Below are 26,521 nucleotides of genomic sequence, written 5' to 3' on the forward strand. Positions count from 1 at the left end.
GCCCGTTCAAAAGCGGTTACGCAGGTAAGCAACAACGTTGTACTGCTGAGGCTTGACGATGCCGTTCTGTCCATCCTGCAGCGTCAGGCTGATACGCACACTGCGTACAGCGTCGGCGTTGGCCTTGGTAACAGCCGTGGTATAGGACATCGGATTACCCGTCATGCCGAAAGAAACACTGAAGTCCGCGACGTTCTGCAACAGCGGCTGCGGAGTGCCGTCCGTGCCATATTTTATGGTCAAGTCTGTTCCGCTGAGCGTGTAGACCAACTGCCGCAACGGAAAGGCCGTCTCCCCCGTAGCCGGCGTTCGAGCATTGGCGTAGAGCTGTGTCGTAGTCTGACAGTTTGAAACAATGGTCCAGGTGGGCGAACTGCCTGTGGTACCCACGTCGGCGGTCACCAGCGTCAGCGTCCTGCTCGGATTATCCCAGAGAATTGGAGTATCCAGTGCGATCGGCCACGGGATAGCAGGAGATACAGGCGTGTAGTTACTGAAGCTCAGGCAGCCATACATGCCGGTCATCCTGATTTCCTGCATCAGCTTGCTCAGCAGGAAACGCGCATCCTCCTGCATCCGCGCTGCGGCATTCTGGCTTTGGTAGGTGCCTCTGGCCGCCGTGAATATCTGCACGATACCTAGGCTGACCACCAGCCCCAGGACCAGCGCCACCATGATTTCGACCAGGCCGAAGCCTCTGGAAAGCTTTCTCATGGGTTGACCCCGATCCGGGAGACCAGTTGAAAGCTCCGAGGTACCGGAGTTGCCGCAGGACTTCCTGTTGCCTGATTACTCGCACCCGCAGCGCGGTTATCGCTCCAGCCAATGGTGATGGTTACTTCCGGAGCATTACTGACAGTGATGCTGCCCGTGCCGCTCTGGCCTGCAAAGTTGATGATGTTGCTTCTGAAATCAGACAGATCCTGCGCTCTGGCATCGTTCGGGTTGGCCGCAGGTGCCGCATCCAGATTCGCCAAGGCATAAGTCGCCAGTACATTGGTCGACCCATTGGCACTGGCATTACCATCAACATTGGCGCGGATACGATCCATCATGTCGTAGGCAATGAAGCTCGCCTGGCTGGTCATCGCCGAGCTGTCGGTGTACTTGAGCGCGTTGAGCTGAATGGCCGCAGCGCCCAGCAGGCCGATGGCCAGAATCAATACCGAGACCAGCACCTCGATCAAGGTCATGCCGGTCTGGCGATATCGGGTTTCACCAGCCATCAGCAGCCTCCACCCAGGGTGATCCGACCGGTCAGACAGACCTTTATGGTCTTGATAATAGTGCCTCGGGTGTAGGTCATGGTCACCGCCGCAGCCGGGGCGATGAGCGCGCCCAGGTTGTTGAAATCAATTGCCGTGGCATTGTTATCGGCCACCAGCGTGGCGCCGCTGCTCATGGCCGCTACTTTTCGCAACGCCGTGGGTGTCGCCTGAGTATCGGAAACCAGATACACCTGCAATTCGTTGGTCCATGCCGTCCCGCTGGTCGGCGCTATACGCACCGCCACTCCCCTGTTTATCGCCTCGAGTCGCGCATAGTTGAGCGCCCGCTGCAAATCGCTGAGCTCGGTATCGGCCTTGTTGCTCTGGATGGAGCTGGTGAAATTCGGGATAGCGATAGCCGCCAGGATGCCCACCAGGGACACAGTGACTAACAATTCGATCAGGCTGAATCCCTTGGCTATATGACGCATTGAGTGTCTCCTAGACGTTACGACTATAAGGCAGCAACGCCGCTGGAAAATCCATAGCGGGACGTACGGTTGTTTTGCGACGACGAACGCCCGCAGTGTGTTGAAACGGCGGTTTCCAGGGAGGAAAGCATATGAAGCATGCAGGATTCACACTGATCGAATTATTGATCGTCGTTGCACTGGTGGCCATCCTGGCTAACGTAGCAACCCCTTCTTTCAAGGAACTCATCGATTCCAGCCGCGGCCTTGCAACCGCCCGGGAGCTGGCCAGCGGCATTCGCTCGGCGAGAGCGGCCGCAATCACACGCAATCAGATCGTTACGCTTCATGCCATCGAGAACGACTGGAGCAACGGCTGGCGGATCATACTCGACGCGGATGGCAAAGGTCCCGACGAAAACGATCCGGTGCTGATAGAACGCGCCAATAGCGGCACAGCGCGAGTGGTCGATAACCGCAAGCGTGTGGAGGAGATCAGTTTCAATGGTTTGGGCACGTTGCGGCGCAGGACCGCCAGGACGTTGCACGTATGTGCCGCAGATCAGCCGGTGAGCAACTATCGAGTGATAGTCGCACCGGCCGGGCGCGTGAGGGTCGAGGACACCAAAATCGATGCAGCGCTGTGTGGCTGAATAGCCTCAGAGCAGCGACTTGACGCGCAATTCCTTGGGCATCGAGAAGGTGATGTTCTCCTCGCGGCCGGCAAGCTCATCCGCACCGCTCGCGCCCCAGGCCTGCAATTGCTGGATTACGCCGCGCACCAGCACTTCGGGGGCCGAAGCGCCCGCAGTGATGCCGATACGCTCTACCCCGTCGAACCAGCCTTGTTGCATGTCTTCGGCGCCGTCGATGAGGTACGCCGGAGTCGCCATGCGCTCGGCCAGCTCGCGCAGGCGATTGGAGTTGGAGCTGTTCGGGCTGCCCACCACCAACACCACATCGCACTCATCGGCCAGTTGTTTGACTGCGTCCTGACGGTTTTGCGTGGCGTAGCAGATGTCGTTCTTGCGCGGCCCGCCAATGGCCGGGAAACGCTTGCGCAAGGCATCGATCACCCGGCTGGTGTCATCCATGGACAAGGTGGTCTGGGTCACGAAGGCCAGGGCTTCAGGATTACGCACCTGCAGGCTGGCAACATCCTCTTCGTCCTCGACCAGATAGATCGCACCGCCGTTGGCGGCGTCGTACTGGCCCATGGTGCCTTCGACTTCCGGGTGACCGGCGTGGCCGATCAGGATGCACTCGCGGCCATCACGGCTGTAACGGGCGACCTCTATATGCACCTTGGTCACCAGCGGACAGGTAGCATCGAACACTTTCAGACCACGGCCTGCCGCCTCGGTACGTACAGCCTGGGAAACACCGTGGGCGCTGAAGATAACGATGACGTCATCCGGCACCTGATCCAGCTCTTCGACGAAGATCGCACCGCGAGAGCGCAGGTCCTCGACGACAAATTTGTTGTGAACAACTTCATGGCGCACATAAATCGGCGGACCAAACACTTCCAGAGCGCGATTGACGATTTCGATCGCGCGGTCCACTCCGGCACAAAAGCCGCGGGGGTTGGCGAGTTTGATTTGCATGCGGTGCCTCATGATTGGTACGGGGTAGCCCGGCCTGAGCCGGGCTTGACGGCGAAGGTCAGGAAGCCAGAATCGCCTTCACTTCAAAGATTTCCACTTCAAAGCTCAGAGTCTTGCCTGCCAGTGGGTGATTGAAGTCGATGGTGACCTGCTCGTCATCGAAAGCTTTCACCACGCCGGGCAACTCGGTATTGGCGGCGTCATTGAAGATCACCAGCAACCCTTCGGACAGTTCCATGCCCACGAACTGCGAGCGTGGCATGATCTGCACGTTTTGTGGGTTGGGCTGACCAAAGGCGTTTTCCGGCAGAATCTCGACGGTCTTTTTATCGCCCGCCTTGAAACCGAAAATCGCCATTTCAAAGCCGGGCAGCAGGTTGCCGTCACCGACCTTGAACGTGGCCGGAGCCTTTTCGAAGGTGCTGTCGACGGTATCGCCGTTTTCCAGACGCAGGGCGAAGTGCAGAGTGACCTGCGTATTCTGACCGATGCGCAGCTCGTCAGACGAGCCTTGAGTCGAAGATTGCTCAGTCATTGACGGTCTCTCCGGTTTTCTTGCTCTTGAACATGTCCAGCGCCAGCATGATTGCGCCGACGGTGATCGCACTGTCCGCGACGTTGAACGCCGGGAAGTACCAGCGGTTCTGCCAGTGAACCAGAATGAAGTCGATCACGTGGCCCAGCACGATACGGTCGTAGAGGTTGCCCAATGCGCCGCCCAATACCAGCGCCAGTGCAACGGCCAGCCACGTGTCATCACGCCCCAGACGCTTGAGCCAGACGACCAGCACAGCGCTGACCACCACTGCGATCAGGGCGAACAACCAGCGCTGCCAGCCGGCACCGTCAGCCAGAAAACTGAAGGCGGCACCGGTGTTGTAGGCCAGGGTCCAGCTGAACAGGTCGGGAATCACGATGATCTGCTGATACAGGCTCAACGCGTTCTCGAAGTAATACTTGCTGGCCTGGTCAATGACCAGAACCAGCACGCTCAACCACAGCCAGGCCAGGCGGCCGAACGAGGCGTTAGGCATAGTGACGGACCTCGCCTGCACCGCTGATGTTGTCTACGCAACGACCGCAGATTTCCGGATGCTCGGGATTGACCCCTACATCCTCGCGGTGATGCCAGCAACGGGCGCACTTGGCATGACTGGACTTGAGCACTTTCAGCTTCAGACCGGCAACTTCGGTGACCACGGCATCGGCTGGCGCGGATGCGAACGGTGCCACACTGGCTGTCGAGGTGATCAGCACGAAGCGCAGCTCGTTGCTCAGCTTCGACAGGTCAGCCACCAGCGACTCCTCGGCATACAGGGTCACTTCGGCCTGCAGGTTGCCGCCAATGGCCTTGGCAGCGCGCAGGTTTTCCATTTCCTTGTTGACCGAGGTCTTCACCGCCATGATCCGCTCCCAGTAGGCGCGATCCATGTCGAAGTCGGCAGGCATTTCGGTCAGGCCTTCGTACCAGGTGTTGAGCATCACCGATTCATTGCGCTCGCCGGGCAGGAACTGCCACAGCTCGTCGGCGGTGAACGCCAGGATCGGCGCGATCCAGCGCACCAGCGCTTCCGAGATGTGGAACAGTGCCGTCTGGCAGGAGCGACGCGCAGTGCTGTTGGCCGCCGTGGTGTACTGACGATCCTTGATGATGTCGAGGTAGAAACCGCCCAGCTCCTGCACGCAGAAGTTGTGGATCTTCGAGTACACGTTCCAGAAACGGTATTCGCCGTAATGCTCTTGCAGCTCGCGTTGCAGCAGCAGCGTACGGTCCACGGCCCAACGGTCCAGCGCGAGCATTTCCTCGGCAGGCAGGATGTCGGTCGCCGGGTTGAAGCCCGTCAGGTTGGAGAGCAGGAAGCGTGCAGTGTTGCGGATACGACGGTAGGCGTCGGCGCTACGCTGCAGGATCTGGTCGGACACCGCCATCTCGCCGGAATAATCGGTCGCCGATACCCACAGGCGCATGATGTCGGCACCCAGCGAATCGTTGACCTTCTGCGGCGCTACCACGTTGTTCAGCGATTTGGACATCTTGCGGCCGTTCTCGTCGACCACAAACCCGTGGGTCAGCAACTCGCGATACGGTGCGTGATCGTCCAGCATGCAGCCGGTCAGCAGTGAGGAGTGGAACCAGCCGCGATGCTGGTCCGAGCCTTCCAGGTACAGGTCGGCACGCGGACCGCTTTCATGGCCCATCGGGTGCGAACCGCGCAGCACATGCCAGTGCGTGGTGCCCGAGTCGAACCAGACGTCCAGGGTGTCGGAGATCTTGTCGTACTTGCCGGCTTCGTCACCGAGCAACTCGCTGGCGTCGAGTTTGAACCAGGCCTCAATGCCCTCTTTCTCGACACGCTGCGCCACTTCTTCCATCAGCTCGACGGTACGTGGGTGCAGGTCGCCGCTTTCCTTGTGCAGGAAGAACGGAATCGGCACGCCCCAGTTGCGCTGACGCGAGATGCACCAGTCAGGACGGTTGGCGATCATCGAGTGCAGGCGCGCCTGCCCCCATGCCGGAACGAATTCAGTGTCTTCGATGGCCTTGACCGCCCGCTTGCGCAGGGTCTCGCCGCTCTCAGGCTGCTTGTCCATGCCCACGAACCACTGCGCGGTTGCGCGGTAGATCAATGGCGACTTGTGGCGCCAGCAGTGCATATAGCTGTGGCTGATGGTTTCGGTGTCCATCAGGCTGCCGACTTCGACCAGCTTGTCGATGATGTTCTGGTTGGCCTTGAAGATGAACTGGCCACCGAAGAACTCCAGCGACTCGACATACACACCGTTGCTCTGCACCGGGCTGATGATGTCGTCGTTGCTCAGGCCATACTGTTTGCAGATATTGAAGTCGTCTACGCCATAGGCAGGCGAGCAGTGAACGATACCCGTGCCAGCACCCAGCTCGACGTAGTCAGCCAGATAGATTGGCGACAGGCGGTCGTAGAACGGATGGCGGAAGTTGATCAGCTCAAGCGCCTGCCCGGTGGTGGTCGCGATGACGGTACCTTCCAGCTTGTAACGGGCCAGGCAGCTTTCGACCAGTTCGGCAGCCAGCACCAGCAGTTTGTCGCCGACATCGACCAGTGCGTATTCGAATTCCGGATGGACATTCAGCGCCTGGTTGGCCGGGATCGTCCACGGTGTGGTGGTCCAGATCACGATGGACGCAGGCTTGCCCAGCGACGGCACGCCGAAAGCGGCTGCCAGTTTCGCTTCGTCGGCGATCGGGAACGCGACGTCGATGGTCGAGGACTTCTTGTCCTGATACTCGACTTCGGCTTCAGCCAGTGCCGAGCCGCAATCGAAACACCAGTTGACCGGCTTGAGGCCCTTGAAGACGAAACCGCCCTTGACCATCTCGGCCAGCGCGCGGATTTCTCCGGCTTCGTTGGCGAAGTTCATGGTCAGGTACGGATTGCTCCAGTCGCCCAGCACGCCCAGACGGATGAATTCGGACTTCTGGCCTTCGATCTGCTCGGACGCATAAGCGCGGCACAGCTCACGCGTACGGTCTGCGGAGAGGTTCTTGCCGTGGGTCACTTCGACCTTGTGCTCGATCGGCAGACCATGGCAATCCCAACCCGGCACATACGGGGCATCGAAGCCCGCCAGGGTCTTGGAACGCAGGATCATGTCCTTGAGAATCTTGTTGACCGCATGACCGATGTGAATATTGCCGTTGGCGTACGGAGGACCGTCGTGCAGGACGAACTTGGGACGATCCTTGCCAATCTCGCGCAGCTTCTGGTACAGGCCAATGCTGTCCCAGCGCTGCAGAGTTTGCGGCTCGCGCTGGGGCAGGCCGGCCTTCATAGGGAAGGCGGTGTCCGGAAGGTTTAGCGTGGCTTTATAGTCAGTCATTTCAGGCTCTTGTTTAGCGGTTAGCCATGCCAATGGGCACGGGCGGCGGCGACGTCCGCATTGATCGCCGTCTTGAGCGCCTCCAGTGAGGCGAAACGCTGCTCATCACGCAGCTTGTGGTGGAAAGCCACCGTCAAACGCCGGTCATAAAGATCGCCGGCAAAATCCAGAAGATGCACTTCAAGGTGGGCACTGCCATCACCCGTTACCGTCGGGCGCACGCCGATGTTGGCGACCCCCGGCCAGGCTTTGCCATCAATCTCCGTGCTGACCAGATAGACCCCGCTCAGCGGCACGCGACGACGCTTGAGTTGCACGTTGGCGGTGGGCGTACCCAACTGACGTGCCAGCTTCTGGCCGTGCAACACCCGCCCGGCTATCTGGAACGGACGACCGAGCATGCGCTCGGCCAGGGCAAAGTCCGACGCAGCCAGAGCCTTGCGCACCTTGGTACTGCTGACCCGGATGCCATCTATTTCAACGGTCTGCGCCGCTTCTACGGTAAAACCATACGTTGTGCCGGCCTGTTGCAGGAAGTCGAAGTCACCGACCCGGTCGAAGCCGAAACGAAAGTCGTCTCCCACTTCGAGGTGTTGAACACCCAGGCCGTCGATCAGCACGGTTTCGACGAAACTCGCCGCGCTGAGCTTGCACAGACGCTGATTGAAGGACAGGCAAAGTACCCGGTCAACGCCTTCGGCACTCAGCAGCTCGAGCTTGTCACGCAGGCGGGCCAGACGGGCCGGCGCCGTTTCGGGCGCAAAGAACTCACGCGGCTGCGGTTCGAAGATCACCACACAGCTGGGCACACCCAATTCGACGGCACGCTCGCGCAGACGCGCCAGGATAGCCTGGTGGCCGCGATGAACGCCGTCGAAATTGCCAATCGTGGCGACGCAGCCCCGATGTTCGGGGCGCAGGTTGTGAAGGCCTCTAACCAGCTGCATAACGCACTTCTTGCTCATAAAGTGGCCGATTATAACCACACACGGCCGTGGACGACAGGCAACACACCAAGACCGGATGAAGGTTCTCGGCGTGTGGCGACAAAAACCGAAGGTCAACCCCTGCGACGCGCCCTACATAATGGCTTTGCGGGCGAAATCCCTGAGGCGGAAGCCTAATAAAAGAAGCATGGCGAAATAGGTCACGACGCCGGCGGCAACCAGCGCACCCAGACGCAGAAAACGCTCCAGCATGTGACCTTCGTCCCACGCCGGCATGACATGCATGAGCCCCAGCAGCACCGCCGACATCACCGCGACGGCAATCACCAGCTTGAACAGGAACTTCATCCAGCCAGGCTGCGGCTGAAACAGATCCTGCTTGCGCAACTGCCAGAACAGCAACCCGGCATTGATGCACGCCCCCACACTGATCGCCAGCGCCAGACCCGCATGCTGCAAGGGCACGATAAAGGCCAGGTTGAGCAATTGAGTCACTATTAGGGTGAAGATCGCGATTTTCACCGGGGTGCGGATATTTTGTTGAGCATAAAAGCCGGGGGCCAGCACCTTGATCAGGATGATCCCAAGCAACCCGACCGAATAGGCGACCAGCGCACGCTGGGTCATGGCCGCGTCGAGTGCGTCGAATTTACCATACTGAAACAACGAAACGGTTAACGGTTCGGCAAGCAGCCCCAGCGCCAGAGTGCAAGGCAGCACCAGCACGAAACACAGTCGCAGACCCCAGTCGAGAATTCGCGAATATTCCTGGCGATCCCGTTGCGCGTAGGTTTTGGACAGTATCGGCAGCAGAATCGTACCCAGCGCCACACCCAGCACGCCGGAAGGCAGCTCCATCAGGCGGTCGGCGTAGTACATCCATGACACCGAACCGGCGACGAGGAACGAGGCAAAGATCGTGTTGATGATCAGAGAAATCTGACTGACAGAAACGCCAAGGATGGCGGGCAGCATCTGCTTCATTACCCGCCAGACCCCGGTGTCGCGCAGATTCAGGCGCGGCAGCACCAGCATGCCGATCTTTTTCAGGTGCGGCAGTTGGTAAAGCAGCTGCAGCAGGCCGCCGACCAGAACCGCCCAGCCCAGCGCCATCACTGGTGGATCGAAGTACGGCGTCAGGAACAGCGCGAAGAAAATCATGCTGACGTTGAGCAGCGTGGGCACGAACGCCGGCACTGAAAAACGGTTCCAGGTGTTGAGGATCGCACCGGCCATCGAGGACAGGGAGATCAGCAATATATAAGGAAAGGTCACCCGCAGCAGATCCGAGGTGAGGGCGAATTTCTCCGGGGTGTCGACAAAGCCGGGCGCGGTGGCCCAGATAACCCAGGGCGCAAAGATCACCCCGAGCAGCGTCACCAGCGCCAGCGCCAGGGTCAGCAATCCGGTGACATAGGAAATGAATGTGCGCGTCGCCTCCTCCCCCTGCTGGCTCTTGTATTCGGCCAGGATCGGCACGAACGCCTGGGAAAAGGCACCCTCGGCGAAAATACGGCGCAGCAGATTGGGCAGCTTGAAGGCGATGAAGAACGCATCCGTGGCCATTCCGGCACCGAAAGTGCGCGCGATGATGGTGTCGCGTACAAAGCCCAAAACCCGGGAAACCATGGTGATAGAGCTGACGGCGGCGAGTGACTTGAGTAGATTCATTGAAAGAGTTGTGCGCCTCGGCAAAGGATGGGCGATAAAGCCAGCCATTTATGCAATACTTCGCGCCGCAAAAACGCCCGAAGCAAAGGCCGCGAGTTTACAGGTCACAGGCCGGAAATAAATCCTCCAGTCAAATGTCGCAACCACTCAGCGGAACACCTTAACTGCCCTTGACAAGACTTCAACTCATCGGCATGATTCGCGGCCTATTTTGTTTGCTATTTCACAAAGTCTTTCGAGGAGCTCGACGGTGGCCAACACACCTTCCGCCAAAAAACGTGCAAAACAGGCTGAGAAGCGTCGCAGCCACAACGCCAGCCTGCGTTCCATGGTTCGTACCTACATCAAGAATGTAGTTAAAGCCATCGACGCAAAAGACGCAGAAAAAGCGCAAGCCGCTTATGTTCTGGCTGTTCCTGTTATCGACCGTATGGCCGATAAAGGCATCATCCACAAGAACAAGGCTGCTCGCCATAAAGGTCGTCTGAACGGTCACATCAAGGCTCTGAGCCTTGCTGCTGCAGCCTAAGCGACCCGCTTGTTAAAAAACCGACCTCAGGGTCGGTTTTTTATTGCGTACTGGAAAGTAGCGGGAAACATCAATATGCGGCGCCGTGCAGATCTGTGACGCAGAGCGTCACGAAGGGCATTCCCACGCTGGAGTGGTGAGGAACGATAGCCCTGTAACTATCCTGCTACAGACTCAAGGCGCGGGCGCGGTTGTCCATGGCAGGATCGGAATGGCGGTCACGGCATTCTGCGGGCTGCCTTCGATGACACGGTCGCTGTAGACCAGGTACACCAATGCATTGCGCTTCTTGTCGAAGAAACGCACCACCTGCATGGTCTTGAAAACCAGCGAGGTACGCTCCTTGAATACCTCGTCGCCATCCTTGAGGGTTTCCTTGAAACGGATCGGCCCGACCTGACGACAGGCGATGGACGCCTCGGCACGGTCCTCGGCCAATCCCAGACCACCCCTCACGCCGCCCGTCTTGGCGCGTGACAGGTAGCACGTCACACCGTCCACCTTGGGATCGTCAAACGCCTCGACCACAATTCGATCGTTAGGCCCGACCATCTTGAACACGGTCGACACCTGACCGATCTCTTCGGCCGAGACCAGCACCGGCATCAGCAACGCAGCGGCCAACAAACCTTTCATGAAGCGCATCAAATAGTCCTTTTTTGCAGTCTTGAGTCAGACGAGGATCAGGTTATCCCGATGAATCAGCTCAGGCTCGGCCATATAGCCCAGCTCGCGCACGATGGATTCGGAAGAGTGACCAATGATTTTCTGGGCTTCGATGGCACTGTAGTTACTCAGGCCACGAGCGATCTCGCGACCGTCCGGGGCGACGCATACCACCATCTCGCCACGCCGGAAGCTGCCCTGGACCACCTTGACGCCTACCGGCAGCAGGCTTTTGTGATCCTTGGCCAGCGCCGCAACCGCGCCATCATCCAGCACCAGCGTACCGCGGGTCTGCAGATGCCCTGCCAGCCACTGCTTGCGCGCTGCAAGCATGCCACGCTCAGGGGACAGCAGCGTGCCCAACCGCTCACCACCCTTGAGCCGCGACAGAACGCGCTCGATGCGCCCGCCGACGATGACAGTATGCGCACCGGAACGCGCCGCCAGACGCGCTGCACGCAACTTGGTCTGCATGCCGCCACGCCCCAGCGCACCGCCCGTACCACCGGCCACCGCATCCAGTGCCGGATCATCGGCACGCGCCTCGTAAATCAGCTGCGCCTCCGGGTTGTTGCGCGGATCGGCGTCGAACATGCCGTCACGGTCGGTCAGGATGACCAGCAGATCAGCCTCGACCAGATTGGCAACCAGCGCCGCCAGCGTGTCGTTATCCCCAAAACGGATTTCGTCGGTAACCACTGTGTCGTTTTCGTTGATGACCGGCACAACCCCAAGCTCGACCAGCGTGCGCAGGGTGCTACGGGCATTCAGGTAGCGCTTGCGGTCCGACAGGTCATCGTGGGTCAGAAGGATCTGCGCGGTATGTCGACCATGCTCGGCAAAGCTCGATTCCCACGCCTGCACCAAGCCCATCTGACCAATCGCCGCAGCAGCCTGAAGCTCGTGCATGGCACTGGGTCGTGCCGTCCAGCCAAGACGGCTCATGCCGGCAGCCACCGCCCCGGAAGACACCAGTACCAGCTCGACACCCGCCTCGTGCAGCGCCACCATCTGCTCCACCCAAACACCCATGGCGTTGCGATCCAGACCCTTGCCATCAGCCGTCAGCAAGGCACTGCCAATCTTCACAACCCAGCGCTGGGCGCCCGTCACTTTGCTGCGCATCTTCTTCCAACCCTAGCCAGAGATTTTCAAATTCGGGATACAAAAACGCCGCTAACAATCGTAGCGGCGTTCAAGTTTACTTCAAGCGATCAGTCACGGACGTAAATGATTTCCGGACCGTCTTCATCGTCCACGTCTTCTTCATCCCAGTCATCGTCACCGATGTCATGCACGCTCTTCACGCCGCTGCGACGCAGGGCACGCTGATCGTCCAGTGCCTGCAACTGGGCACGGGCTTCGTCTTCGATGCGCTGATCGAGCTCGGCCAGCTCTTCGGCGTAACCAGGCTCTTCGGCGATACGCTGGCTGCGCTCTTCGAGGTAACGCATGATGTCGCGAGTCAGCTGCTCGGTGCCTTCTTTGGCAATGGCAGAGATCACGTAAACAGGGCCGGTCCACTCCAGACGATCGACGATCTCCTGCTTGCGCGCCTCCTGCTCCTCTTCGAGAATCTGATCGCACTTGTTCAGCACCAGCCAGCGATCACGCTCGGCCAGCGACGGACTGAATTTCTCAAGCTCGTTGACGATCACTTCAGCCGCATCCGGAGCGCTGCTTTCATCCAGCGGCGCCATATCGACGAGGTGCAGCAACAGACGGGTACGCGCCAGGTGCTTGAGGAAGCGAATCCCCAGGCCCGCGCCGTCGGATGCACCCTCGATCAGACCCGGAATGTCGGCAACCACAAAGCTTTTCCAGCGATCGACACTGACCACGCCCAGGTTTGGCACCAGCGTGGTGAACGGATAGTCGGCAACCTTTGGCTTGGCCGCAGACACCGAACGGATGAAGGTGCTCTTGCCGGCATTCGGCAGGCCCAACAGACCGACGTCTGCCAGCACTTTCAGCTCGAGCTTGAGATCACGTTGATCACCAGGCTTGCCCGGCGTGGTCTGGCGCGGAGCGCGGTTGGTACTGGACTTGAATCGGGTGTTACCCAGACCGTGCCAGCCGCCCTGGGCAACCATCAAGCGCTGACCATCTTTGGTCAGGTCACCGATGATTTCCTGAGTGGTGGCGTCGATGATGGTGGTCCCGACCGGCACACGCAGCACCAGCTCTTCACCCTTGCGACCGGTGCAGTCGGCGCTGCCACCGTTGGAGCCGCGCTCGGCGTCGAAGTGACGGGTGTAACGGTAGTCGACCAGCGTGTTCAGGTTGACGTCGGCGACCATGAAGATCGAGCCGCCATCACCACCATCACCACCGTTAGGACCACCGTTTTCAATGAATTTTTCGCGACGGAAGCTCATGCAACCGTTGCCGCCGTCACCGGCTTTTACTCGAATGGATACTTCATCTACAAATTTCATAACGCACGCCTCCCGCCACAGGGACGAGCAGAACCACATAAATTACATAAGACTCTTGCAAAAATGAGCGTTGCGATACCGATCAGAAACCAGCGACCCCATGGGTCAACATCACAACAGCCCGCACAAACAGTTTTGCAAGAGACTCACCTGCCTCTCTACCTCTACAAACAAAAAAGCCCCGTCGCAAGACAGGGCTCTTAAGCTACTGCGTGATTACGCTGCGGAGACTTCAGTCTTCGGAACGATGCTCACGTAGCGGCGACCGAAGGCGCCCTTGACCTGAAACTTGATCACGCCTTCCACTTTCGCGAACAGGGTGTGATCTTTACCCATGCCAACGCCGTAGCCAGCGTGGAATTGGGTGCCGCGCTGACGCACGATGATGTTGCCAGGGATGATAGCCTGGCCGCCATACATCTTCACGCCAAGGCGTTTGGCTTCTGAGTCGCGCCCGTTACGGGTACTACCACCAGCTTTTTTGTGAGCCATGAGTCAATTCTCCAGTTGAGGATTAGGCTGAATTAAGCCTGAATACCTGTAATTTTGATCTCGGTGTACCACTGGCGGTGGCCCATACGCTTCATGTGGTGCTTACGACGACGGAACTTGATGATACGAACCTTATCGTGACGACCTTGCGAAACCACTTCAGCCACAACGGTAGCGCCAGCAACAACGGGAGCACCGATATTGACGTCGTCGCCATTGCCAACCAGCAGAACGCGGTCAAACGTAACGGATTCGCCAGTAGCGATTTCCAGTTTTTCAATTTTCAGGTATTCACCTGGGGCGACTTTGTACTGCTTGCCACCGGTAACAATTACTGCGTACATGGTATTTCTCCGAAAATCCTGCTCACCCAGCTCTTTATAAGAAGAGTATCGGCTGGCATGGCTGCATGGGGCTGGAACGGCCCGTTTGCATTGCGTAAGGCAGGTGCTGCCCAGGAAAGTTAGGGTGCGCGATTGTACGCAAGGCATTCGCGTGTTGCAAGAGGCGGCTCGTCATACCTTGACACGCTCTACCCCGCGACCTAGCATGCGGCGCAACCTATCCGGAGCACCTGTCGCTGATGCAACCCCAAGCCTTCTACCGCGCGGTGGCGGACGACTTTAGTGCCGTTGACCTTATCATCAAAAAGCAACTGACGTCGCGCGTACCGCTGGTCTCGAAAATCGGTGATTACATCACGTCGGCAGGTGGCAAGCGCCTGCGCCCGTTGCTGGTGCTGCTGTGCGGCAAGGCACTGGGTCGCGAAGGCGATGATGTTCGCCTGCTCGCCGCCACTATCGAATTCCTGCACACCGCCACCCTGCTGCATGACGACGTTGTCGACATGTCCGGCATGCGTCGCGGTCGTTCCACCGCCAACGCGCTCTGGGGCAATGCGCCCAGCGTATTGGTGGGCGACTTCCTTTATTCGCGCTCGTTCGAAATGATGGTCGAACTGGGCTCGATGGAGGTCATGAAGATTCTGTCCAAGGCGACTCGCATCATCGCCGAAGGCGAAGTGCTGCAGCTCTCGAAGATTCGTGACGCCAGCACCACCGAAGAAACCTACATGGAAGTGATTCGCGGCAAGACAGCCATGCTGTTCGAAGCCTCTACCCACAGCGCCGCGGCCCTGTGCAACGCCCCCCAGGAACAGAGCGAAGCACTGCGCACGTTCGGCGACCATCTGGGTGTGGCCTTCCAGTTGGTGGATGACCTGCTGGACTACCGGGGCGATGCCGAGACGCTGGGCAAGAACGTCGGTGACGACCTCGCCGAAGGCAAGCCGACCCTGCCGCTGATCTACACCATGCGCGAAGGCAGCCCGGAACAGGCCGCACTGGTTCGTCAGGCGATCCAGAAAGGTGGTCTGGAAGATCTGGAAAGCATCCGCAACGCAGTAGAAAGCGCCGGCGCCCTCGATTACACCGCGCAGCTCGCCCGTGACTACGCGGCCCGCGCCATTGCCTGCCTGGACGCGCTGCCGCCCAGCGAGTACCGCGACGCACTGGTCGAACTGAGCGAGTTTGCAGTCGCCCGTACGCACTGATATTCGTAGCAGTCAAAAGCCCGTCCAGCGACGGGCTCGGCAAATGGCAGTCAGCGCGTAATCCTTCATCCTCTCCTGCATGAAATCCGGAAAACACTGAATCCTCAGTGCAAGCCGCGTATGCCCGCGATACAGCGCATGACTCATCAGCCTTTTATCAGCAGGTGCAGCCCCAGCAAGCCCATGCCGATAAAGAACACACGCTTGAACAGCACTGCGCTGATTCGCTGGCGCAGCCATTGCCCCAGCAGCATGCCTAACAGGGCCGGAATCAGCGCCAGCGTGGATGCGCCCAGCTCTGCGCTGCCCAGTGCGCCGTTCCACGACAAACCCGCCGCCAGCGCCAGCGTCGAGACAGTGAACGACAACCCCAGCGCCTGGACCAGTTGGTCGCGCTCAAGCCCCAGCGCCTGCAGATAAGGCACCACGGGAATCACGAACACCCCGGTGGCCGACGCGATCACCCCGGTGATCAAACCGCACAGCGGGCCCAGCCAGCGCTCGGCAGCGGCAGCAACCCTGAAGGTCGGCAAGAACAGCCCGCTCAACGCGTAGAGAAACAACGCGCCACCCAACGCGCGGGTCATTGAATGACCGCCACTCATGCCCAGCCAGAACGCCCCGGCCAGCGTGCCGATGAAAATCATGCTCAGCATCGGCCATAGCCGCTTCAGCAAAGGCCGCAGATTGCCACCCGCCGCCAGTTGCCAGACATTGGTGAACGTCGACGGGATGATCAGCAACGCCGCAGCCTGCGCCGGCAGCATGGCCAGCCCCAGCAACCCCATTGCCACCGTGGGCAAGCCCAGGCCGATCACACCCTTGACCGTTCCGGCCAGCAGAAAGGTGCCGATCACCAGCGCCGAAAGGCCCCAGCCCAGCGTTTGATAGAAGTCGAGAATCGAGTGCATGGCGTCCCTTGCCAGATGGATAGAGGTCGAGGCTTAACCTTTTACTGAGCGCTCGCGCAGGTAGGCCAGCACTTGCGCTTGATCACCTGCGAATTCGATACGCGCCGCCTTGTGTTCACGCTGGTAAGCGTACATGGGGTCGTAATATTCGCCGAGCAGCCCTTCGATCCAGCCTCGGTGCAGATCAACCGCACCGTTGCGCTGCTGTTCTTCCAGCGCCGCCTGCATAAGGCCCGACAGGCGCTGGTGACGCTCACCGCCGAGGCGTTTGTGAATGTTGTTCAGGCTTTGCAACAGACGCTCGGCGAACAGGCCGAAGCCCTGCTCTTCGCCCTTGACGGTGATGAACTCTGCGCAGAGGTTGATCACGTAGTCCTCGAGAATGCGCTCGACGCGGTTCTCGAAGCTGTCTTCCAGCCAGACCATCGGGCAGCCCTGCATTGCCTGGTGCAGCTCCAGCGGCACGTTGCAACTGCCAACCAGACGGCTTTCATCTTCCACAACGAACTGTTCGATACCGGCTGCGCGCTTCTTGAGCAGGTCGATGGCCAAGCGGTTCTCGAAGTCGATCTGCGCCGGCTGCCCAGTGGCACGCTTGCCGAAGCTGGAGCCGCGATGATTGGCGATGCTTTCCAGGTCCACGCTGTTAGGCAGCTGCGTCAATACTTCGGTCTTGCCCGTGCCGGTCATTCCGCCGAGCACGACGATACTGCATTCGCTCACCGCCTCATGCAGGGTATCCAGCAGGAATGTGCGCATCGCCTTGTAGCCGCCAAGAACCCGCGGGTAATCGACCCCGGCATCCTTCAGCCAGCGCTGTACCGTCTGCGAGCGCAGCCCGCCGCGAAAGCAATACAGGTAGCCATCCGGATTGGCTTTGGCGAACTCGATCCACGCATTGACGCGTTCATCCTTGACCTGACCACAGACCAATTGATGCCCGAGCTGAACAGCGGCGTCCTGGCCGTGTTGCTTGTAGCAGGTGCCGACCTTTTGCCGCTCGATGTCATTCATCAGCGGCAGGTTGATCACGCCAGGAAAAGCCCCTTTGGAAAACTCCACCGGAGCGCGAGCGTCCATCATCGGCACGTCGTTGAGAAACAGTGCACGGTAGTCGCTGCTGTTGTCGGCCATCAGAACACCTCGACGGCGTGGGTCTGTCGCTCGTGCAGGGTGCCGATAGGGTTGAGCAGCAGCCCCAGTTCGGCAGCCACGATCAGAAACTCGGCTTCACCTTCAGGGCTGACCGCGACCAACAGACCGCCGCTGGTCTGTGGATCACACAACAGGTCACGCTGGGCATCGCTCAGTGCGCCGATCCTGTCGCCGTAACTTTCAAAGTTGCGCAATGTGCCGCCCGGCACACAGCCCTCGGCAATGTAATGCTCGACGCCGGGCAGACGCGGTACAGCAGCGTAGTCCAGACGCGCGGTCAGACCTGCGCCGTCCGCCATTTCAACCAGATGCCCGAGCAGACCGAAGCCGGTGACATCGGTCATTGCCTGCACCCCGTCGAGCTTGCCGAAACGGCTGCCCGGCTTGTTCAGGGTGCACATCCAGTCACGCGCCAGACCGATGTCTTCATCGCGCAGCTTGGATTTTTTCTCGGCCGTGGTGAGGATGCCGATGCCCAGGGGCTTGGTCAGGTACAAGGTGCTCCCCGCCAAGGCAGTGTCGTTGCGTTTCATGTGCTTTTTCTGCACCACGCCGGTCACCGCCAGACCGAAGATCGGCTCAGGCGCATCGATGGAATGCCCTCCCGCCAGCGGGATACCGGCAGCGTCGCAGACGGCACGGCCACCGCGAATGACTTCACGCGCCACTTCGGGTGGCAGGATATTGACCGGCCAGCCGAGAATGGCGATGGCCATCAGCGGGTCGCCGCCCATCGCATAGATGTCGCTGATGGCATTGGTCGCGGCGATACGGCCGAAGTCGAACGGATCATCGACGATGGGCATGAAGAAGTCCGTGGTCGAGACCACGCCGCGTTCGTCATCCAGCGCATAGACTGCCGCGTCATCACGCGAGGCATTGCCAACCCAGAGTCTGGGGTCAAGGTTCTGAGCGCCGCTGCCAGCGAGGATCACGTCCAGCACCTTGGGGGAAATCTTGCAGCCACACCCTGCTCCGTGACTGTACTGGGTCAGGCGGATTGGCTCATTCATCGCGACACTCTCGGTTACCGGGAAACAGGCTGTGGAGTCTAGGGGCTGTTCCCTTATCAGCGCAAACCGCGTCGTGCGCCGGCCGTGCATTTGGGCGGTGAATCTGCCGAACTGGCCTTTCTCGCCATGCCTCTTATAATCCCCGCGCATCACCACCGAATCCTGTGAAGCGCCGCCTGCTCGTGCAGGCGGGCTTCACGTTATCCTTTTTCCGCTATTGAACCGGAGAACCTCCATGCTCAAGCGTACCCTGGCGCTCGCCGCCGGCCTTGCCCTGTCCTTCTCCGCCCTGACCAGCCACGCTGCCGACACCCTGCGCGTCTCGGCCATTCCCGACGAAGCGCCCACCGAACTGCTGCGCAAGTTCAAGCCGCTGGGGGCTTATCTGGAGCAACGGCTGGGCATGAAAGTCGAGTTCGTTCCGGTCGCGGATTACCCGGCAGTGGTCGAAGCGCTGGCCACTGACCGGCTCGACATGGCTTGGCTGGGCGGTTTCACCTTCGTTCAGGTCAACCTCAAGACCGGTAATGCGGTGCCACTGGTACAGCGTGAGCAGGACGCCAAGTTCACCAGCAAATTCATCACCTCCGATCCGAACGTGAAAACCCTGGCAGACCTCAAGGGCAAGACCTTTGCCTTCGGCTCGGTGTCGTCGACATCCGGCAGCCTGATGCCGCGCTATTTCATGCTCAAGGAAAACATCAAGCCGGAAACGTTCTTCAGCCGCGTCGCCTATTCCGGCGCACATGACGCAACCGCCGCATGGGTTCAGGCGGGCAAGGTCGATGCAGGCGTGCTCAACGCCAGCGTCTGGGACAAGCTGGTCGCCAGCGGCAAGGTTGACACCAACAAGGTTCATGTCTTCGAGACCACGCCGGCTTATTTCGACTACAACTGGACCGTGCGCGGCAGCCTCGACCCGGCACTGGCAGCGAAGATCAAACAGGCCTTCCTCGACCTCGACCCGGCCAACCCGGAGCAGAAGGCAATCCTCGATCTTCAGGCCGCCAGCCGCTTCATCGAGACCAAGCCCGAGAACTACAAAGGCATCGAAGAAGCCGCACGCGCTGCCGACCTGCTGAAATGACCCTGCGTCTGTCCGCCATCGAGCTGCGCCACAGCGACGGCACACTGGCGTTGCGCGGCCTGGACCTGAGCATCGCTCGTGGCGAACGGGTCGCGATCATCGGGCCGTCCGGTGCGGGCAAGACCACGCTGCTCAACCTGCTGGCCAGCGCTCTGCCGCCCAGTGCCGGACAGCTGCAGGTTCTGGGGACTGATCCCTGGCAGCTCTCCAGCATACGACGCCAGCGCCTGCGCAGCCGCATTGCGCTGATTCATCAGGCACCGCCGTTGCCGGCACGCCAGCGGGTGGTGACTGCGGTGTCGGCGGGCAGGCTTGGTCAGTGGGGGCTGGGCAAAAGCCTGCTGAACCTGCTGCATCCACTCGACATCAGCGGCGCCCGCGAGGTACTGGCGCGTCTGGACCTGGCGGACAAACTTTTCGAACGTTGCCAGCAGTTGTCCGGTGGACAGCTGCAACGTGTCGGCATTGCCCGCGCCTTGTATCAGCAACCCGAACTGCTGCTAGCCGACGAGCCGGTTTCGGCAATGGACCCGCGCCTCGCCGATCACACCCTGGCGCTGCTGTGTCAGCATGCCATCGAGCACAACGTGACGCTGGTCGCCAGCCTGCATGCGGTGGAACTGGCGCTGGCACATTTCCCGCGGGTCATCGGGGTGCGCGACGGGCGAATTCACTTCGACCTCGCCGCCAGCGAGGTCGGCCGGGAGCATCTCGACACGCTATATGCCAACGAACAACTCAGCCCTCAGCCGGTTTCGGATGCAGCTGAAACACGCTGGACACCACGATGCTGAGTCGGGATCAGCGCGACCCGGCGGCAACGCCACGCCTGTTGCTGACATTGCTGGCGGTCGCCCTGCTCTGGCCGGGCATTCGTCTGGCCGAACTGAATCCGCTGGTGCTGCTGCAAGCCGATAATGCGCGGACGATGGGCAGCTTTCTCGCCGGGTTCTGGCCGGTGGCGCACTCTGCGGAATTCCTCGGGCTGCTGCTGGATGCGACGCTGCAAACCCTGGCGATCGCCACAGCCGGCATTGCCCTTGCCTTGCTGCTGGCCGTACCGGCAAGCCTGCTCGCCAGCCAGGCATTGTCGCTGTCGGCCGCCTCACGTGGCGGCCGCCCCGGCTGGCTAGGCCAGTGCCTGCGCTGGCCGGCACGCGGGGTACTGATCTTTCTGCGCAGCGTGCCGGAAATAGTCTGGGCGCTGCTGTTCGTGCGCGCGGTCGGCCTGGGCCCGACGGCGGGCGTGCTGGCCATCGCCATCACCTATGCAGGCATGCTCGGCAAGGTGTACGCGGAGATTTTCGAATCGGTGGACCAACGCCCGGCCCACGCGCTGCTCCAGGCAGGCAGCGGTCGCCTGGCCGCGCTGGCTTACGGCATCCTGCCCAACGCGGCAGCCGAACTGACCTCCTACACCGTATACCGCTGGGAGTGCGCCGTGCGCGCTTCGGTGGTCATGGGTTTCGTCGGCGCAGGCGGACTGGGTCAGCAGATCGACCTGTCGATGCGCATGTTCGCCGGTGACGAAGTGGCGAGCATGCTGCTGACCTTCCTGCTGCTGGTGCTGCTCGCCGACCAGCTCAGCCGTTTGCTGCGCAGGCAGTTCACATGAAGCGCGCAGGCAATCTGCTGCTGGTGCTGGCGCTGATCGCAGCAGTGATCGCATCGTTCGTGTACCTCGGCCTCGACCTGCTCACCCTGGGCAGCCACGACAACCTGACGCAGATGGGCCGTTACGCGTTGCGCTTCATGAGCCCGGACCTGAGCGGCCCTCATCTGCAGGCAATCGGCCAGGGCGCCCTGGAAACCCTGGCCATGTCGGCACTCGGCACCTTGCTGGCCGCCATTGCAGGTTTGCTCCTGGCACTGCCCGCTGCCGGACGCTTCGGTTGGTTCCTGCGCAGCCTGAGTCGCCTGCTGCTCAATGCGCTGCGCGCTATTCCGGAACTGGTGTGGGCCGTGTTGATGGTGCTGGCTGCCGGGCTCGGCCCCAATGCCGGCACGCTGGCACTGGCGCTGCACACCACGGGCGTTCTGGGCCGCCTGTTTGCCGAGGCGCTGGAAAATACCGCGCCGCAACCCGCTGAAGCGATTCGTCTGCAGGGCGGCAGCGCCTGGCAGGCGTTCAGCTACGGCACCCTGCCCAACCTCTGGCCACAACTGCTGGCGTATACGCTGTATCGCTGGGAGAACAACATTCGCATGGCCAGCGTGCTGGGCTTTGTCGGCGCAGGCGGTCTGGGGCAGATGCTGTATGTCAGCCTCAGCCTGTTTCAGGAAGCGCAGGCCAGTACCGTTATTCTGGCGATGCTGATACTGGTATTCGCCGTCGACGCATTGAGCGGCTGGAGCAGGCAGCGCTGGGTGCGTAACTGAGCAGACCTCAGAACGCAAAACGCCACGACCCTGAAGCTCAGGGCCGTGGCGTGATTAGCAGCGTGACTCAGTAGCCGAGCGACAAGCCGGTGTTGCGACGCGGGTCGTTAGCGCCGTAGAAGCGGTTGTTACCGACTGGTTTGCCACCCAGCGAAGGCGCGCCCACCAGAATCGCCGCCACATGATTGAGCGGCTGCGGCCCTGCGAACTTTTGACCCCAACTCTCGAGAATCTTCAGCGTGTCAGGGCTGACCGCGAAGGTATCGATGTTGGTTTCTTCAGGCTGCCATTGCTGGTGGAAACGCGGCGCGTCGACCGCTTCCTGAATGTTCATGCCGTAGTCGATGACGTTGAGCATGGTCAGCAGCGTGGCGGTAATGATGCGGCTGCCGCCCGGCGTGCCGACGACCATCACTGCCTTGCCGTCCTTGGTGACAATGGTCGGGCTCATCGACGACAACGGTGTCTTGCCCGGCGCGATCGCGTTGGCTTCGCCCTGCACCAGCCCGTACATGTTGGGCACGCCGACCTTGACGGTGAAGTCATCCATTTCGTCGTTGAGGATCACGCCGGTCTTGCTGGCCATGACGCCCGCGCCGAACCAGTTGTTCAAGGTGTAGGTCACCGAAACCGCATTGCCCCACTTGTCGACAATCGAATAGTGAGTGGTGTTGCTGCCTTCATGGGGCGCGACGCCGGGTTTGATCTTGCTCGAGTCACCGGCCTTTTGCGGCTCGATGGCAGCGCGCAGCTTGGCGGCATACTTGACGTCCAGCAGGTGCTCGACCGGATTCTTGACGAAGTCCGGGTCGCCCAGGTAGCTGTTGCGGTCCGCGTAGGCGTGACGCATGGCCTCGATCTGATAATGCATGCCCTGCGCCGAGCGGAAGCCCAGCTCTTTCATCGGGTAGCCTTCGAGGATGTTCAGAATCTGGCAGATGACCACACCGCCGGAGCTCGGAGGCGGTGCCGAGACCACGTGGTAGCCACGGTAATCACATTCGACCGGTGCCAGCTCGCGGGTCTTGTAATGGTCCAGGTCCGCCTGGGTGATGATGCCCTTGCCAGCCTGACTGGAATCGACCAGCGCCTTGGCAACCCAGCCCTTGTAGAAACCGTCGCTGCCCTTCTCGGACACTTCCTTGAGAGTCTTGGCCAGGTCTTTCTGCACCAGCTTCTGACCGACCTGCATCGGCTCGCCCTTGTTGAGGAAGATCGAGCCGGAATCGGCCATGTCCGCCTTGAACACATCCGTGGCGCTCGACAGCATGTCGACATCGCCCTGCCCCAGCACAAAACCTTCCTCGGCAAGCTTGATCGCCGGGGCGATGACCTCTTCACGCTTGCGGGTGCCGTACTTGCTCAGGGCCATTTCCATACCGGACACAGTGCCCGGCACGCCGACGGCCAGATGGCCCTTGGCACTCAGGTCGGGGATGACCTTGCCGTCCTTGTCCAGGTACATGTTGGCAGTCGCGGCCAGCGGCGCCTTTTCACGGAAGTCGAGGAAGGTCTTGCGCCCGTCGGCCAGTTGAATGGTCATGAACCCACCCCCGCCGAGGTTGCCCGCAGCGGGATAGACCACCGCCAGCGCGTAGCCAACCGCTACGGCCGCATCGACCGCATTGCCGCCAGCCTTGAGTACATCGACACCCACGTGAGTAGCCAGGTGCTGAGCCGTCACGACCATGCCGTTTTCGGCAGCGACCGGGGCTTGTGACGCGGCGAATGTGGGGGAATACGCGACAATCAGTGCCGTCGCGATCAACGATCTGGCGAGGGGTTCGAACTTCATGGTCGATCTCTTCTTTTTCTGGGTCAGGGACGTTTGATGAGTGAAGCGCCAGCCTCCAGGCGAGGATGCGGCACTTCTCATCGAAGCGTACCGAGCATCCCTGCGCGGGTCTGACGGGGTCCAAAGTAGCCGGTTCTGCCGCGTTTTCCTAATGTAAAAACCGGATACACATCAACGCCCCACTGATTCCCGACACGGGTGACGCCTAGGCTTTCGGGCGATACCCCTCGATGATCGCCGAGAAATCCTTGCCGCCATCGCCACGCAGGCTCATGGCCTGGTAAAGCTGTTGCGCCACTGCGCCGAGGACAACCGGTTGATGCGCAGCGCGCGCGGCCTCGGTTGCCAGCCCCAGGTCCTTGAGCATCAACTCAGCGCCAAAGCCGCCACTGTAACCGCGTGACGCGGGAGCGGTTTCGACGATGCCGGGCCACGGGTTGTAGGCCTCGGAACTCCAGCAACGACCGGTCGAGGTATTGATGATGCCGGCCAGCACTTCGGTATCGATACCCAGTGCATTGCCCAGCGCCATGGACTCGGCCACGCCGATCATGGAAATCGCCAGCAGCATGTTATTGCAGATCTTGGCGATCTGGCCGGTGCCCACGTCACCACAATGCACGATGTTGCGGCCCATCTGTTCCAGCACCGGTTTGAGCACAGCGAAATGCCCGGCAGAACCTCCGACCATGAAGGTCAGGGTTCCGGCCTGCGCACCACCGGTGCCGCCCGACACCGGTGCATCGCCCAACACCACACCTTGCCGCGCAGCAACAGCGGCAATGTCGCGGATGGTCTGCGGGTCGATGGTGCTGCAATCAACTGCCGGGACACCGGACGCGATGCCTTTCAGCACGCCGTCGTCGTTCAGGTAAACGCTGCGCACATGCGCCGCAGCGGGCAGCATGGTTATGACCAGTTCAGTGCCCTGGGCCGCCTGTGCGGGTGAGTCGCTGACCTGTGCGCCCAGCTCGGCGAATTCAGCCAGTACGCTCTTGTTGAGGTCGAACACCTGCAAGGCGTGACCGGCTTTGATCAGGTTGCGGGCCATGGGCGCGCCCATATTGCCCAGACCGATAAATGCGATGTTCATGGTTGTTCTCCCGGGCGAATTGACCGCCAGCGCTCAGCGCAGATTGATCGTGGTGTTCACGCCATCGTTGACGCTCTCGTCATCGAACCAGCGACTGGTGACGGTCTTGGTCTGAGTGTAGAACTGCACCACCTGTTTGCCGTACGGGCCCAGATCGCCCAGCTTGGAACCCCGCGAGCCGGTAAAACTGAAAAACGGCACCGGCACGGGAATCGGAATATTGATCCCGACCTGCCCGACATCAATCTCGCTTTGAAACTTGCGTGCCGCCGCACCGCTCTGGGTGAACAGCCCGGTGCCGTTGCCGAACGGGTTGGCGTTGACCAGCGCGATAGCCTCATCGAGGGTATCGACCTCCAGCACCACCAGCACCGGCCCGAAAATCTCCTGGGTGTAAATCTGCATGTCGGTGGTGACGCCCGAGAACAAGGTCGGCCCTACGAAGTTGCCGCCCTCGTACCCCGGCACTGAAACCTCACGACCATCCAGTTCCAGCGTCGCGCCTTCACGCACGCCGCTCTCGATCAGATCCAGAATGCGTTGTTTGGCCCGTCGTGAAATCACCGGCCCGATGTCGGTGCCCGGTTCCTGGCCGGCATTGACCTTGAGTTTCTGCGCCCGCGCCTTGAGGTCGGGCAGCCACTGTCTAGACGCGCCGACCAGCACCACCACAGAAGTCGCCATGCACCGCTGACCCGCCGCACCGAAACCTGCGCCCACCAGCGCGTTCAGGGTTTGCTCACGGTTGGCGTCGGGTAGCACGACGGCATGATTCTTCGCCCCCATCATTGCCTGCACCCGCTTGCCATGCCGACCGGCCAGATCGTAGACATGCGTGCCGACCGCCGTTGAACCGACGAAGGAAACAGCCTTGATGTCCTTGTGCGTGCAAATCGCGTCCACCACCTCCTTGCCACCATGCACCACGTTGAGCACACCGGGCGGCACCCCCGCCTCGATCGCCAGCTCGACCAGCAACAGGGTCGACAGCGGATCCTGCTCAGAAGGCTTGAGCACGAATGTATTGCCGCAGGCGATCGCCATCGGAAACATCCACAGCGGAATCATCGCCGGGAAGTTGAACGGCGTGATCCCGGCGCACACGCCGATCGGCTGGCGCAGGGTATAGGTGTCAACGCCACTGGCGACGTTCTCGGCAAACTCACCCATTTGCAGCGTGCCGATCGAACAGGCGTGCTCGACCACTTCCAGCCCCCGAAAGATATCGCCCTCGGCATCGGCCAGCGTCTTGCCCTGCTCGGCACTGAGTACCGCCGCGATACGCTTGGAGTGCTCGCGAATCAGCGCCTGCAACTTGAGCATGATGCGCATGCGCACACCGATCGGTGTTTCACGCCAGGTTCGATAGGCCGCGTGGGCGGCTGCGACGGCGGCGTCCACTTCACTGGCCGTGGCGAATGGTACCTGGGCGAGGATTTCCTGAGTGGCCGGGTTGACGATGTCTTGCCATTCGCTGCTTTGCGAGTCAGTCCACTCGCCGTTGATCAGCAGTTTCACGCGAGCAATCGAGGTCGTCGTGTGGTTCAGTGAGGCATTCATTTCAGCGATTCTCCCTTCAGCAAACCACGCATCCACAGCCTGTGCAGAAGGATGATCGTGGCCTCCCGGCAGTCTTGTTTTTGAATTGGT

Annotated in this window: 27 protein-coding genes; 7 read left to right on the forward strand and 20 right to left on the reverse strand. The window is 60.6% G+C overall.

What is annotated here, in order from left to right:
* Window positions 1-6 precede the first annotated feature (6 nt).
* From JOE34_RS02705 to JOE34_RS02715, 3 genes are read right to left on the reverse strand one after another with little or no spacing between them, the layout of a single operon-like run.
* Window positions 7-714 carry a prepilin-type N-terminal cleavage/methylation domain-containing protein gene (locus JOE34_RS02705; RefSeq protein ID WP_003392826.1) on the reverse strand — a complete coding sequence of 236 codons (708 nt, stop codon included), beginning with the start codon at window positions 712-714 and terminating at the stop codon, window positions 7-9.
* Entirely contained in the window at window positions 711-1,226 is a 516-nt protein-coding gene (pilV, locus tag JOE34_RS02710) for a type IV pilus modification protein PilV (RefSeq protein ID WP_116817612.1), read from the reverse strand. The genes JOE34_RS02705 and pilV overlap by 4 nt, the downstream gene beginning before the upstream one ends.
* Window positions 1,226-1,699 (reverse strand): GspH/FimT family pseudopilin, encoded by a 474-nt coding sequence (locus JOE34_RS02715; RefSeq protein WP_003344589.1) that lies wholly within the window; start codon window positions 1,697-1,699, stop codon window positions 1,226-1,228. The genes pilV and JOE34_RS02715 overlap by 1 nt, the downstream gene beginning before the upstream one ends.
* Before the next feature lie 131 nt (window positions 1,700-1,830).
* Between JOE34_RS02715 and JOE34_RS02720 the strand changes: the two genes are divergently transcribed.
* A complete protein-coding gene (locus tag JOE34_RS02720) occupies window positions 1,831-2,331 on the forward strand; it encodes a GspH/FimT family pseudopilin (RefSeq protein WP_003318784.1) in 501 nt (166 codons plus the stop codon).
* Between the two features lie 6 nt (window positions 2,332-2,337).
* Here JOE34_RS02720 and ispH read toward each other — a convergent pair whose 3' ends face one another.
* The 6 genes from ispH to murJ form a co-directional block, all read right to left on the reverse strand.
* Window positions 2,338-3,285, reverse strand: coding sequence for a 4-hydroxy-3-methylbut-2-enyl diphosphate reductase (gene ispH / locus JOE34_RS02725; RefSeq protein ID WP_209995090.1), 948 nt, complete (start codon window positions 3,283-3,285; stop codon window positions 2,338-2,340).
* A 58-nt stretch (window positions 3,286-3,343) separates the two neighbouring features.
* Window positions 3,344-3,820: a peptidylprolyl isomerase gene (locus JOE34_RS02730; protein ID WP_003318786.1), complete on the reverse strand. Its 477-nt coding sequence runs from the start codon at window positions 3,818-3,820 to the stop codon at window positions 3,344-3,346.
* The gene (lspA, locus tag JOE34_RS02735) at window positions 3,813-4,319 is read right to left on the reverse strand and encodes a signal peptidase II (RefSeq protein WP_003318787.1); all 507 of its coding nucleotides are present in this window, start codon (window positions 4,317-4,319) and stop codon (window positions 3,813-3,815) included. The genes JOE34_RS02730 and lspA overlap by 8 nt, the downstream gene beginning before the upstream one ends.
* Window positions 4,312-7,143: an isoleucine--tRNA ligase gene (ileS, locus tag JOE34_RS02740; RefSeq protein WP_016567128.1), complete on the reverse strand. Its 2,832-nt coding sequence runs from the start codon at window positions 7,141-7,143 to the stop codon at window positions 4,312-4,314. The genes lspA and ileS overlap by 8 nt, the downstream gene beginning before the upstream one ends.
* A 20-nt stretch (window positions 7,144-7,163) precedes the next feature.
* Window positions 7,164-8,090 carry a bifunctional riboflavin kinase/FAD synthetase gene (ribF, locus tag JOE34_RS02745; RefSeq protein WP_003371105.1) on the reverse strand — a complete coding sequence of 309 codons (927 nt, stop codon included), beginning with the start codon at window positions 8,088-8,090 and terminating at the stop codon, window positions 7,164-7,166.
* 132 nt (window positions 8,091-8,222) lie between these two features.
* On the reverse strand, window positions 8,223-9,761 hold the full coding sequence (gene murJ, locus JOE34_RS02750; protein ID WP_032661007.1) for a murein biosynthesis integral membrane protein MurJ: 1,539 nt from the start codon (window positions 9,759-9,761) through the stop codon (window positions 8,223-8,225).
* A gap of 250 nt (window positions 9,762-10,011) precedes the next feature.
* On the opposite strand from murJ, the gene rpsT reads away from it, so the two are divergent.
* Window positions 10,012-10,290, forward strand: coding sequence for a 30S ribosomal protein S20 (gene rpsT / locus JOE34_RS02755; RefSeq protein WP_003344603.1), 279 nt, complete (start codon window positions 10,012-10,014; stop codon window positions 10,288-10,290).
* Window positions 10,291-10,464: 174 nt separating this feature from the next.
* Here the strand turns inward: rpsT and JOE34_RS02760 are convergent, their stop codons facing one another.
* From JOE34_RS02760 to rplU, 5 genes are all read right to left on the reverse strand, one after another.
* On the reverse strand, window positions 10,465-10,935 hold the full coding sequence (locus JOE34_RS02760) for a CreA family protein (RefSeq protein WP_003318791.1): 471 nt from the start codon (window positions 10,933-10,935) through the stop codon (window positions 10,465-10,467).
* Between the two features lie 27 nt (window positions 10,936-10,962).
* Window positions 10,963-12,081 (reverse strand): glutamate 5-kinase, encoded by a 1,119-nt coding sequence (gene proB / locus JOE34_RS02765; RefSeq protein ID WP_096113842.1) that lies wholly within the window; start codon window positions 12,079-12,081, stop codon window positions 10,963-10,965.
* A gap of 89 nt (window positions 12,082-12,170) precedes the next feature.
* Window positions 12,171-13,394, reverse strand: a complete 1,224-nt coding sequence (gene cgtA / locus JOE34_RS02770) for an Obg family GTPase CgtA (protein ID WP_002551973.1) — start codon at window positions 13,392-13,394, stop codon at window positions 12,171-12,173.
* 216 nt (window positions 13,395-13,610) lie between these two features.
* Window positions 13,611-13,886, reverse strand: a complete 276-nt coding sequence (gene rpmA, locus JOE34_RS02775; protein WP_002551972.1) for a 50S ribosomal protein L27 — start codon at window positions 13,884-13,886, stop codon at window positions 13,611-13,613.
* Between the two features lie 32 nt (window positions 13,887-13,918).
* Window positions 13,919-14,230: a 50S ribosomal protein L21 gene (gene rplU, locus JOE34_RS02780; RefSeq protein ID WP_002551971.1), complete on the reverse strand. Its 312-nt coding sequence runs from the start codon at window positions 14,228-14,230 to the stop codon at window positions 13,919-13,921.
* Between the two features lie 239 nt (window positions 14,231-14,469).
* On the opposite strand from rplU, the gene JOE34_RS02785 reads away from it, so the two are divergent.
* Window positions 14,470-15,438 (forward strand): polyprenyl synthetase family protein, encoded by a 969-nt coding sequence (locus JOE34_RS02785; protein ID WP_003344609.1) that lies wholly within the window; start codon window positions 14,470-14,472, stop codon window positions 15,436-15,438.
* A gap of 146 nt (window positions 15,439-15,584) precedes the next feature.
* On the opposite strand, the gene JOE34_RS02790 is transcribed toward JOE34_RS02785, so the two are convergent.
* Genes JOE34_RS02790 through selD form a run of 3 tightly spaced genes read right to left on the reverse strand, consistent with a single transcriptional unit; the run spans window position 15,585 to window position 18,517 of the window.
* Window positions 15,585-16,349 carry a sulfite exporter TauE/SafE family protein gene (locus JOE34_RS02790; RefSeq protein WP_209995091.1) on the reverse strand — a complete coding sequence of 255 codons (765 nt, stop codon included), beginning with the start codon at window positions 16,347-16,349 and terminating at the stop codon, window positions 15,585-15,587.
* 33 nt (window positions 16,350-16,382) lie between these two features.
* A complete protein-coding gene (gene mnmH, locus JOE34_RS02795; protein ID WP_209995092.1) occupies window positions 16,383-17,483 on the reverse strand; it encodes a tRNA 2-selenouridine(34) synthase MnmH in 1,101 nt (366 codons plus the stop codon).
* Window positions 17,483-18,517: a selenide, water dikinase SelD gene (selD, locus tag JOE34_RS02800; protein ID WP_003408410.1), complete on the reverse strand. Its 1,035-nt coding sequence runs from the start codon at window positions 18,515-18,517 to the stop codon at window positions 17,483-17,485. The genes mnmH and selD overlap by 1 nt, the downstream gene beginning before the upstream one ends.
* A gap of 235 nt (window positions 18,518-18,752) precedes the next feature.
* Between selD and JOE34_RS02805 the strand changes: the two genes are divergently transcribed.
* Genes JOE34_RS02805 through phnE form a run of 4 tightly spaced genes read left to right on the forward strand, consistent with a single transcriptional unit; the run spans window position 18,753 to window position 21,983 of the window.
* On the forward strand, window positions 18,753-19,604 hold the full coding sequence (locus tag JOE34_RS02805) for a putative selenate ABC transporter substrate-binding protein (RefSeq protein WP_004414986.1): 852 nt from the start codon (window positions 18,753-18,755) through the stop codon (window positions 19,602-19,604).
* Window positions 19,601-20,398 carry an ATP-binding cassette domain-containing protein gene (locus JOE34_RS02810; RefSeq protein WP_103363326.1) on the forward strand — a complete coding sequence of 266 codons (798 nt, stop codon included), beginning with the start codon at window positions 19,601-19,603 and terminating at the stop codon, window positions 20,396-20,398. Before JOE34_RS02805 ends, JOE34_RS02810 begins: the two co-directional genes overlap by 4 nt.
* Window positions 20,392-21,219: an ABC transporter permease gene (locus tag JOE34_RS02815; RefSeq protein WP_003392863.1), complete on the forward strand. Its 828-nt coding sequence runs from the start codon at window positions 20,392-20,394 to the stop codon at window positions 21,217-21,219. Before JOE34_RS02810 ends, JOE34_RS02815 begins: the two co-directional genes overlap by 7 nt.
* Window positions 21,216-21,983 (forward strand): phosphonate ABC transporter, permease protein PhnE, encoded by a 768-nt coding sequence (phnE, locus tag JOE34_RS02820; protein WP_058445492.1) that lies wholly within the window; start codon window positions 21,216-21,218, stop codon window positions 21,981-21,983. The genes JOE34_RS02815 and phnE overlap by 4 nt, the downstream gene beginning before the upstream one ends.
* 67 nt (window positions 21,984-22,050) lie before the next feature.
* On the opposite strand, the gene ggt is transcribed toward phnE, so the two are convergent.
* The 3 genes from ggt to JOE34_RS02835 all read right to left on the reverse strand — a co-directional run bounded on the left by ggt (window position 22,051) and on the right by JOE34_RS02835 (window position 26,431).
* On the reverse strand, window positions 22,051-23,778 hold the full coding sequence (ggt, locus tag JOE34_RS02825) for a gamma-glutamyltransferase (RefSeq protein ID WP_044313490.1): 1,728 nt from the start codon (window positions 23,776-23,778) through the stop codon (window positions 22,051-22,053).
* A gap of 205 nt (window positions 23,779-23,983) precedes the next feature.
* A complete protein-coding gene (gene mmsB / locus JOE34_RS02830; protein WP_044313489.1) occupies window positions 23,984-24,871 on the reverse strand; it encodes a 3-hydroxyisobutyrate dehydrogenase in 888 nt (295 codons plus the stop codon).
* 33 nt (window positions 24,872-24,904) lie between these two features.
* On the reverse strand, window positions 24,905-26,431 hold the full coding sequence (locus JOE34_RS02835) for a CoA-acylating methylmalonate-semialdehyde dehydrogenase (RefSeq protein ID WP_209995093.1): 1,527 nt from the start codon (window positions 26,429-26,431) through the stop codon (window positions 24,905-24,907).
* Window positions 26,432-26,521 lie beyond the last annotated feature (90 nt).

The organism is Pseudomonas sp. PvP028 (assembly GCF_017832255.1).
GTDB classification, from domain to species: Bacteria; Pseudomonadota; Gammaproteobacteria; order Pseudomonadales; family Pseudomonadaceae; genus Aquipseudomonas; species Aquipseudomonas syringae.

What these genes read in the sequence shown, in the direction of transcription:
- JOE34_RS02705 (WP_003392826.1), bottom strand. Translation starts at nt 714, where the DNA reads ATGAGAAAGCTTTCCAGAGGCTTCGGCCTGGTCGAAATCATGGTGGCG.
- pilV (WP_116817612.1), bottom strand. Translation starts at nt 1,226, where the DNA reads ATGGCTGGTGAAACCCGATATCGCCAGACCGGCATGACCTTGATCGAG.
- JOE34_RS02715 (WP_003344589.1), bottom strand. Translation starts at nt 1,699, where the DNA reads ATGCGTCATATAGCCAAGGGATTCAGCCTGATCGAATTGTTAGTCACT.
- JOE34_RS02720 (WP_003318784.1), top strand. Translation starts at nt 1,831, where the DNA reads ATGAAGCATGCAGGATTCACACTGATCGAATTATTGATCGTCGTTGCA.
- ispH (WP_209995090.1), bottom strand. Translation starts at nt 3,285, where the DNA reads ATGCAAATCAAACTCGCCAACCCCCGCGGCTTTTGTGCCGGAGTGGAC.
- JOE34_RS02730 (WP_003318786.1), bottom strand. Translation starts at nt 3,820, where the DNA reads ATGACTGAGCAATCTTCGACTCAAGGCTCGTCTGACGAGCTGCGCATC.
- lspA (WP_003318787.1), bottom strand. Translation starts at nt 4,319, where the DNA reads ATGCCTAACGCCTCGTTCGGCCGCCTGGCCTGGCTGTGGTTGAGCGTG.
- ileS (WP_016567128.1), bottom strand. Translation starts at nt 7,143, where the DNA reads ATGACTGACTATAAAGCCACGCTAAACCTTCCGGACACCGCCTTCCCT.
- ribF (WP_003371105.1), bottom strand. Translation starts at nt 8,090, where the DNA reads ATGCAGCTGGTTAGAGGCCTTCACAACCTGCGCCCCGAACATCGGGGC.
- murJ (WP_032661007.1), bottom strand. Translation starts at nt 9,761, where the DNA reads ATGAATCTACTCAAGTCACTCGCCGCCGTCAGCTCTATCACCATGGTT.
- JOE34_RS02760 (WP_003318791.1), bottom strand. Translation starts at nt 10,935, where the DNA reads ATGCGCTTCATGAAAGGTTTGTTGGCCGCTGCGTTGCTGATGCCGGTG.
- proB (WP_096113842.1), bottom strand. Translation starts at nt 12,081, where the DNA reads ATGCGCAGCAAAGTGACGGGCGCCCAGCGCTGGGTTGTGAAGATTGGC.
- cgtA (WP_002551973.1), bottom strand. Translation starts at nt 13,394, where the DNA reads ATGAAATTTGTAGATGAAGTATCCATTCGAGTAAAAGCCGGTGACGGC.
- rpmA (WP_002551972.1), bottom strand. Translation starts at nt 13,886, where the DNA reads ATGGCTCACAAAAAAGCTGGTGGTAGTACCCGTAACGGGCGCGACTCA.
- rplU (WP_002551971.1), bottom strand. Translation starts at nt 14,230, where the DNA reads ATGTACGCAGTAATTGTTACCGGTGGCAAGCAGTACAAAGTCGCCCCA.
- JOE34_RS02785 (WP_003344609.1), top strand. Translation starts at nt 14,470, where the DNA reads ATGCAACCCCAAGCCTTCTACCGCGCGGTGGCGGACGACTTTAGTGCC.
- JOE34_RS02790 (WP_209995091.1), bottom strand. Translation starts at nt 16,349, where the DNA reads ATGCACTCGATTCTCGACTTCTATCAAACGCTGGGCTGGGGCCTTTCG.
- mnmH (WP_209995092.1), bottom strand. Translation starts at nt 17,483, where the DNA reads ATGGCCGACAACAGCAGCGACTACCGTGCACTGTTTCTCAACGACGTG.
- selD (WP_003408410.1), bottom strand. Translation starts at nt 18,517, where the DNA reads ATGAATGAGCCAATCCGCCTGACCCAGTACAGTCACGGAGCAGGGTGT.
- JOE34_RS02805 (WP_004414986.1), top strand. Translation starts at nt 18,753, where the DNA reads ATGCTCAAGCGTACCCTGGCGCTCGCCGCCGGCCTTGCCCTGTCCTTC.
- JOE34_RS02810 (WP_103363326.1), top strand. Translation starts at nt 19,601, where the DNA reads ATGACCCTGCGTCTGTCCGCCATCGAGCTGCGCCACAGCGACGGCACA.
- JOE34_RS02815 (WP_003392863.1), top strand. Translation starts at nt 20,392, where the DNA reads ATGCTGAGTCGGGATCAGCGCGACCCGGCGGCAACGCCACGCCTGTTG.
- phnE (WP_058445492.1), top strand. Translation starts at nt 21,216, where the DNA reads ATGAAGCGCGCAGGCAATCTGCTGCTGGTGCTGGCGCTGATCGCAGCA.
- ggt (WP_044313490.1), bottom strand. Translation starts at nt 23,778, where the DNA reads ATGAAGTTCGAACCCCTCGCCAGATCGTTGATCGCGACGGCACTGATT.
- mmsB (WP_044313489.1), bottom strand. Translation starts at nt 24,871, where the DNA reads ATGAACATCGCATTTATCGGTCTGGGCAATATGGGCGCGCCCATGGCC.
- JOE34_RS02835 (WP_209995093.1), bottom strand. Translation starts at nt 26,431, where the DNA reads ATGAATGCCTCACTGAACCACACGACGACCTCGATTGCTCGCGTGAAA.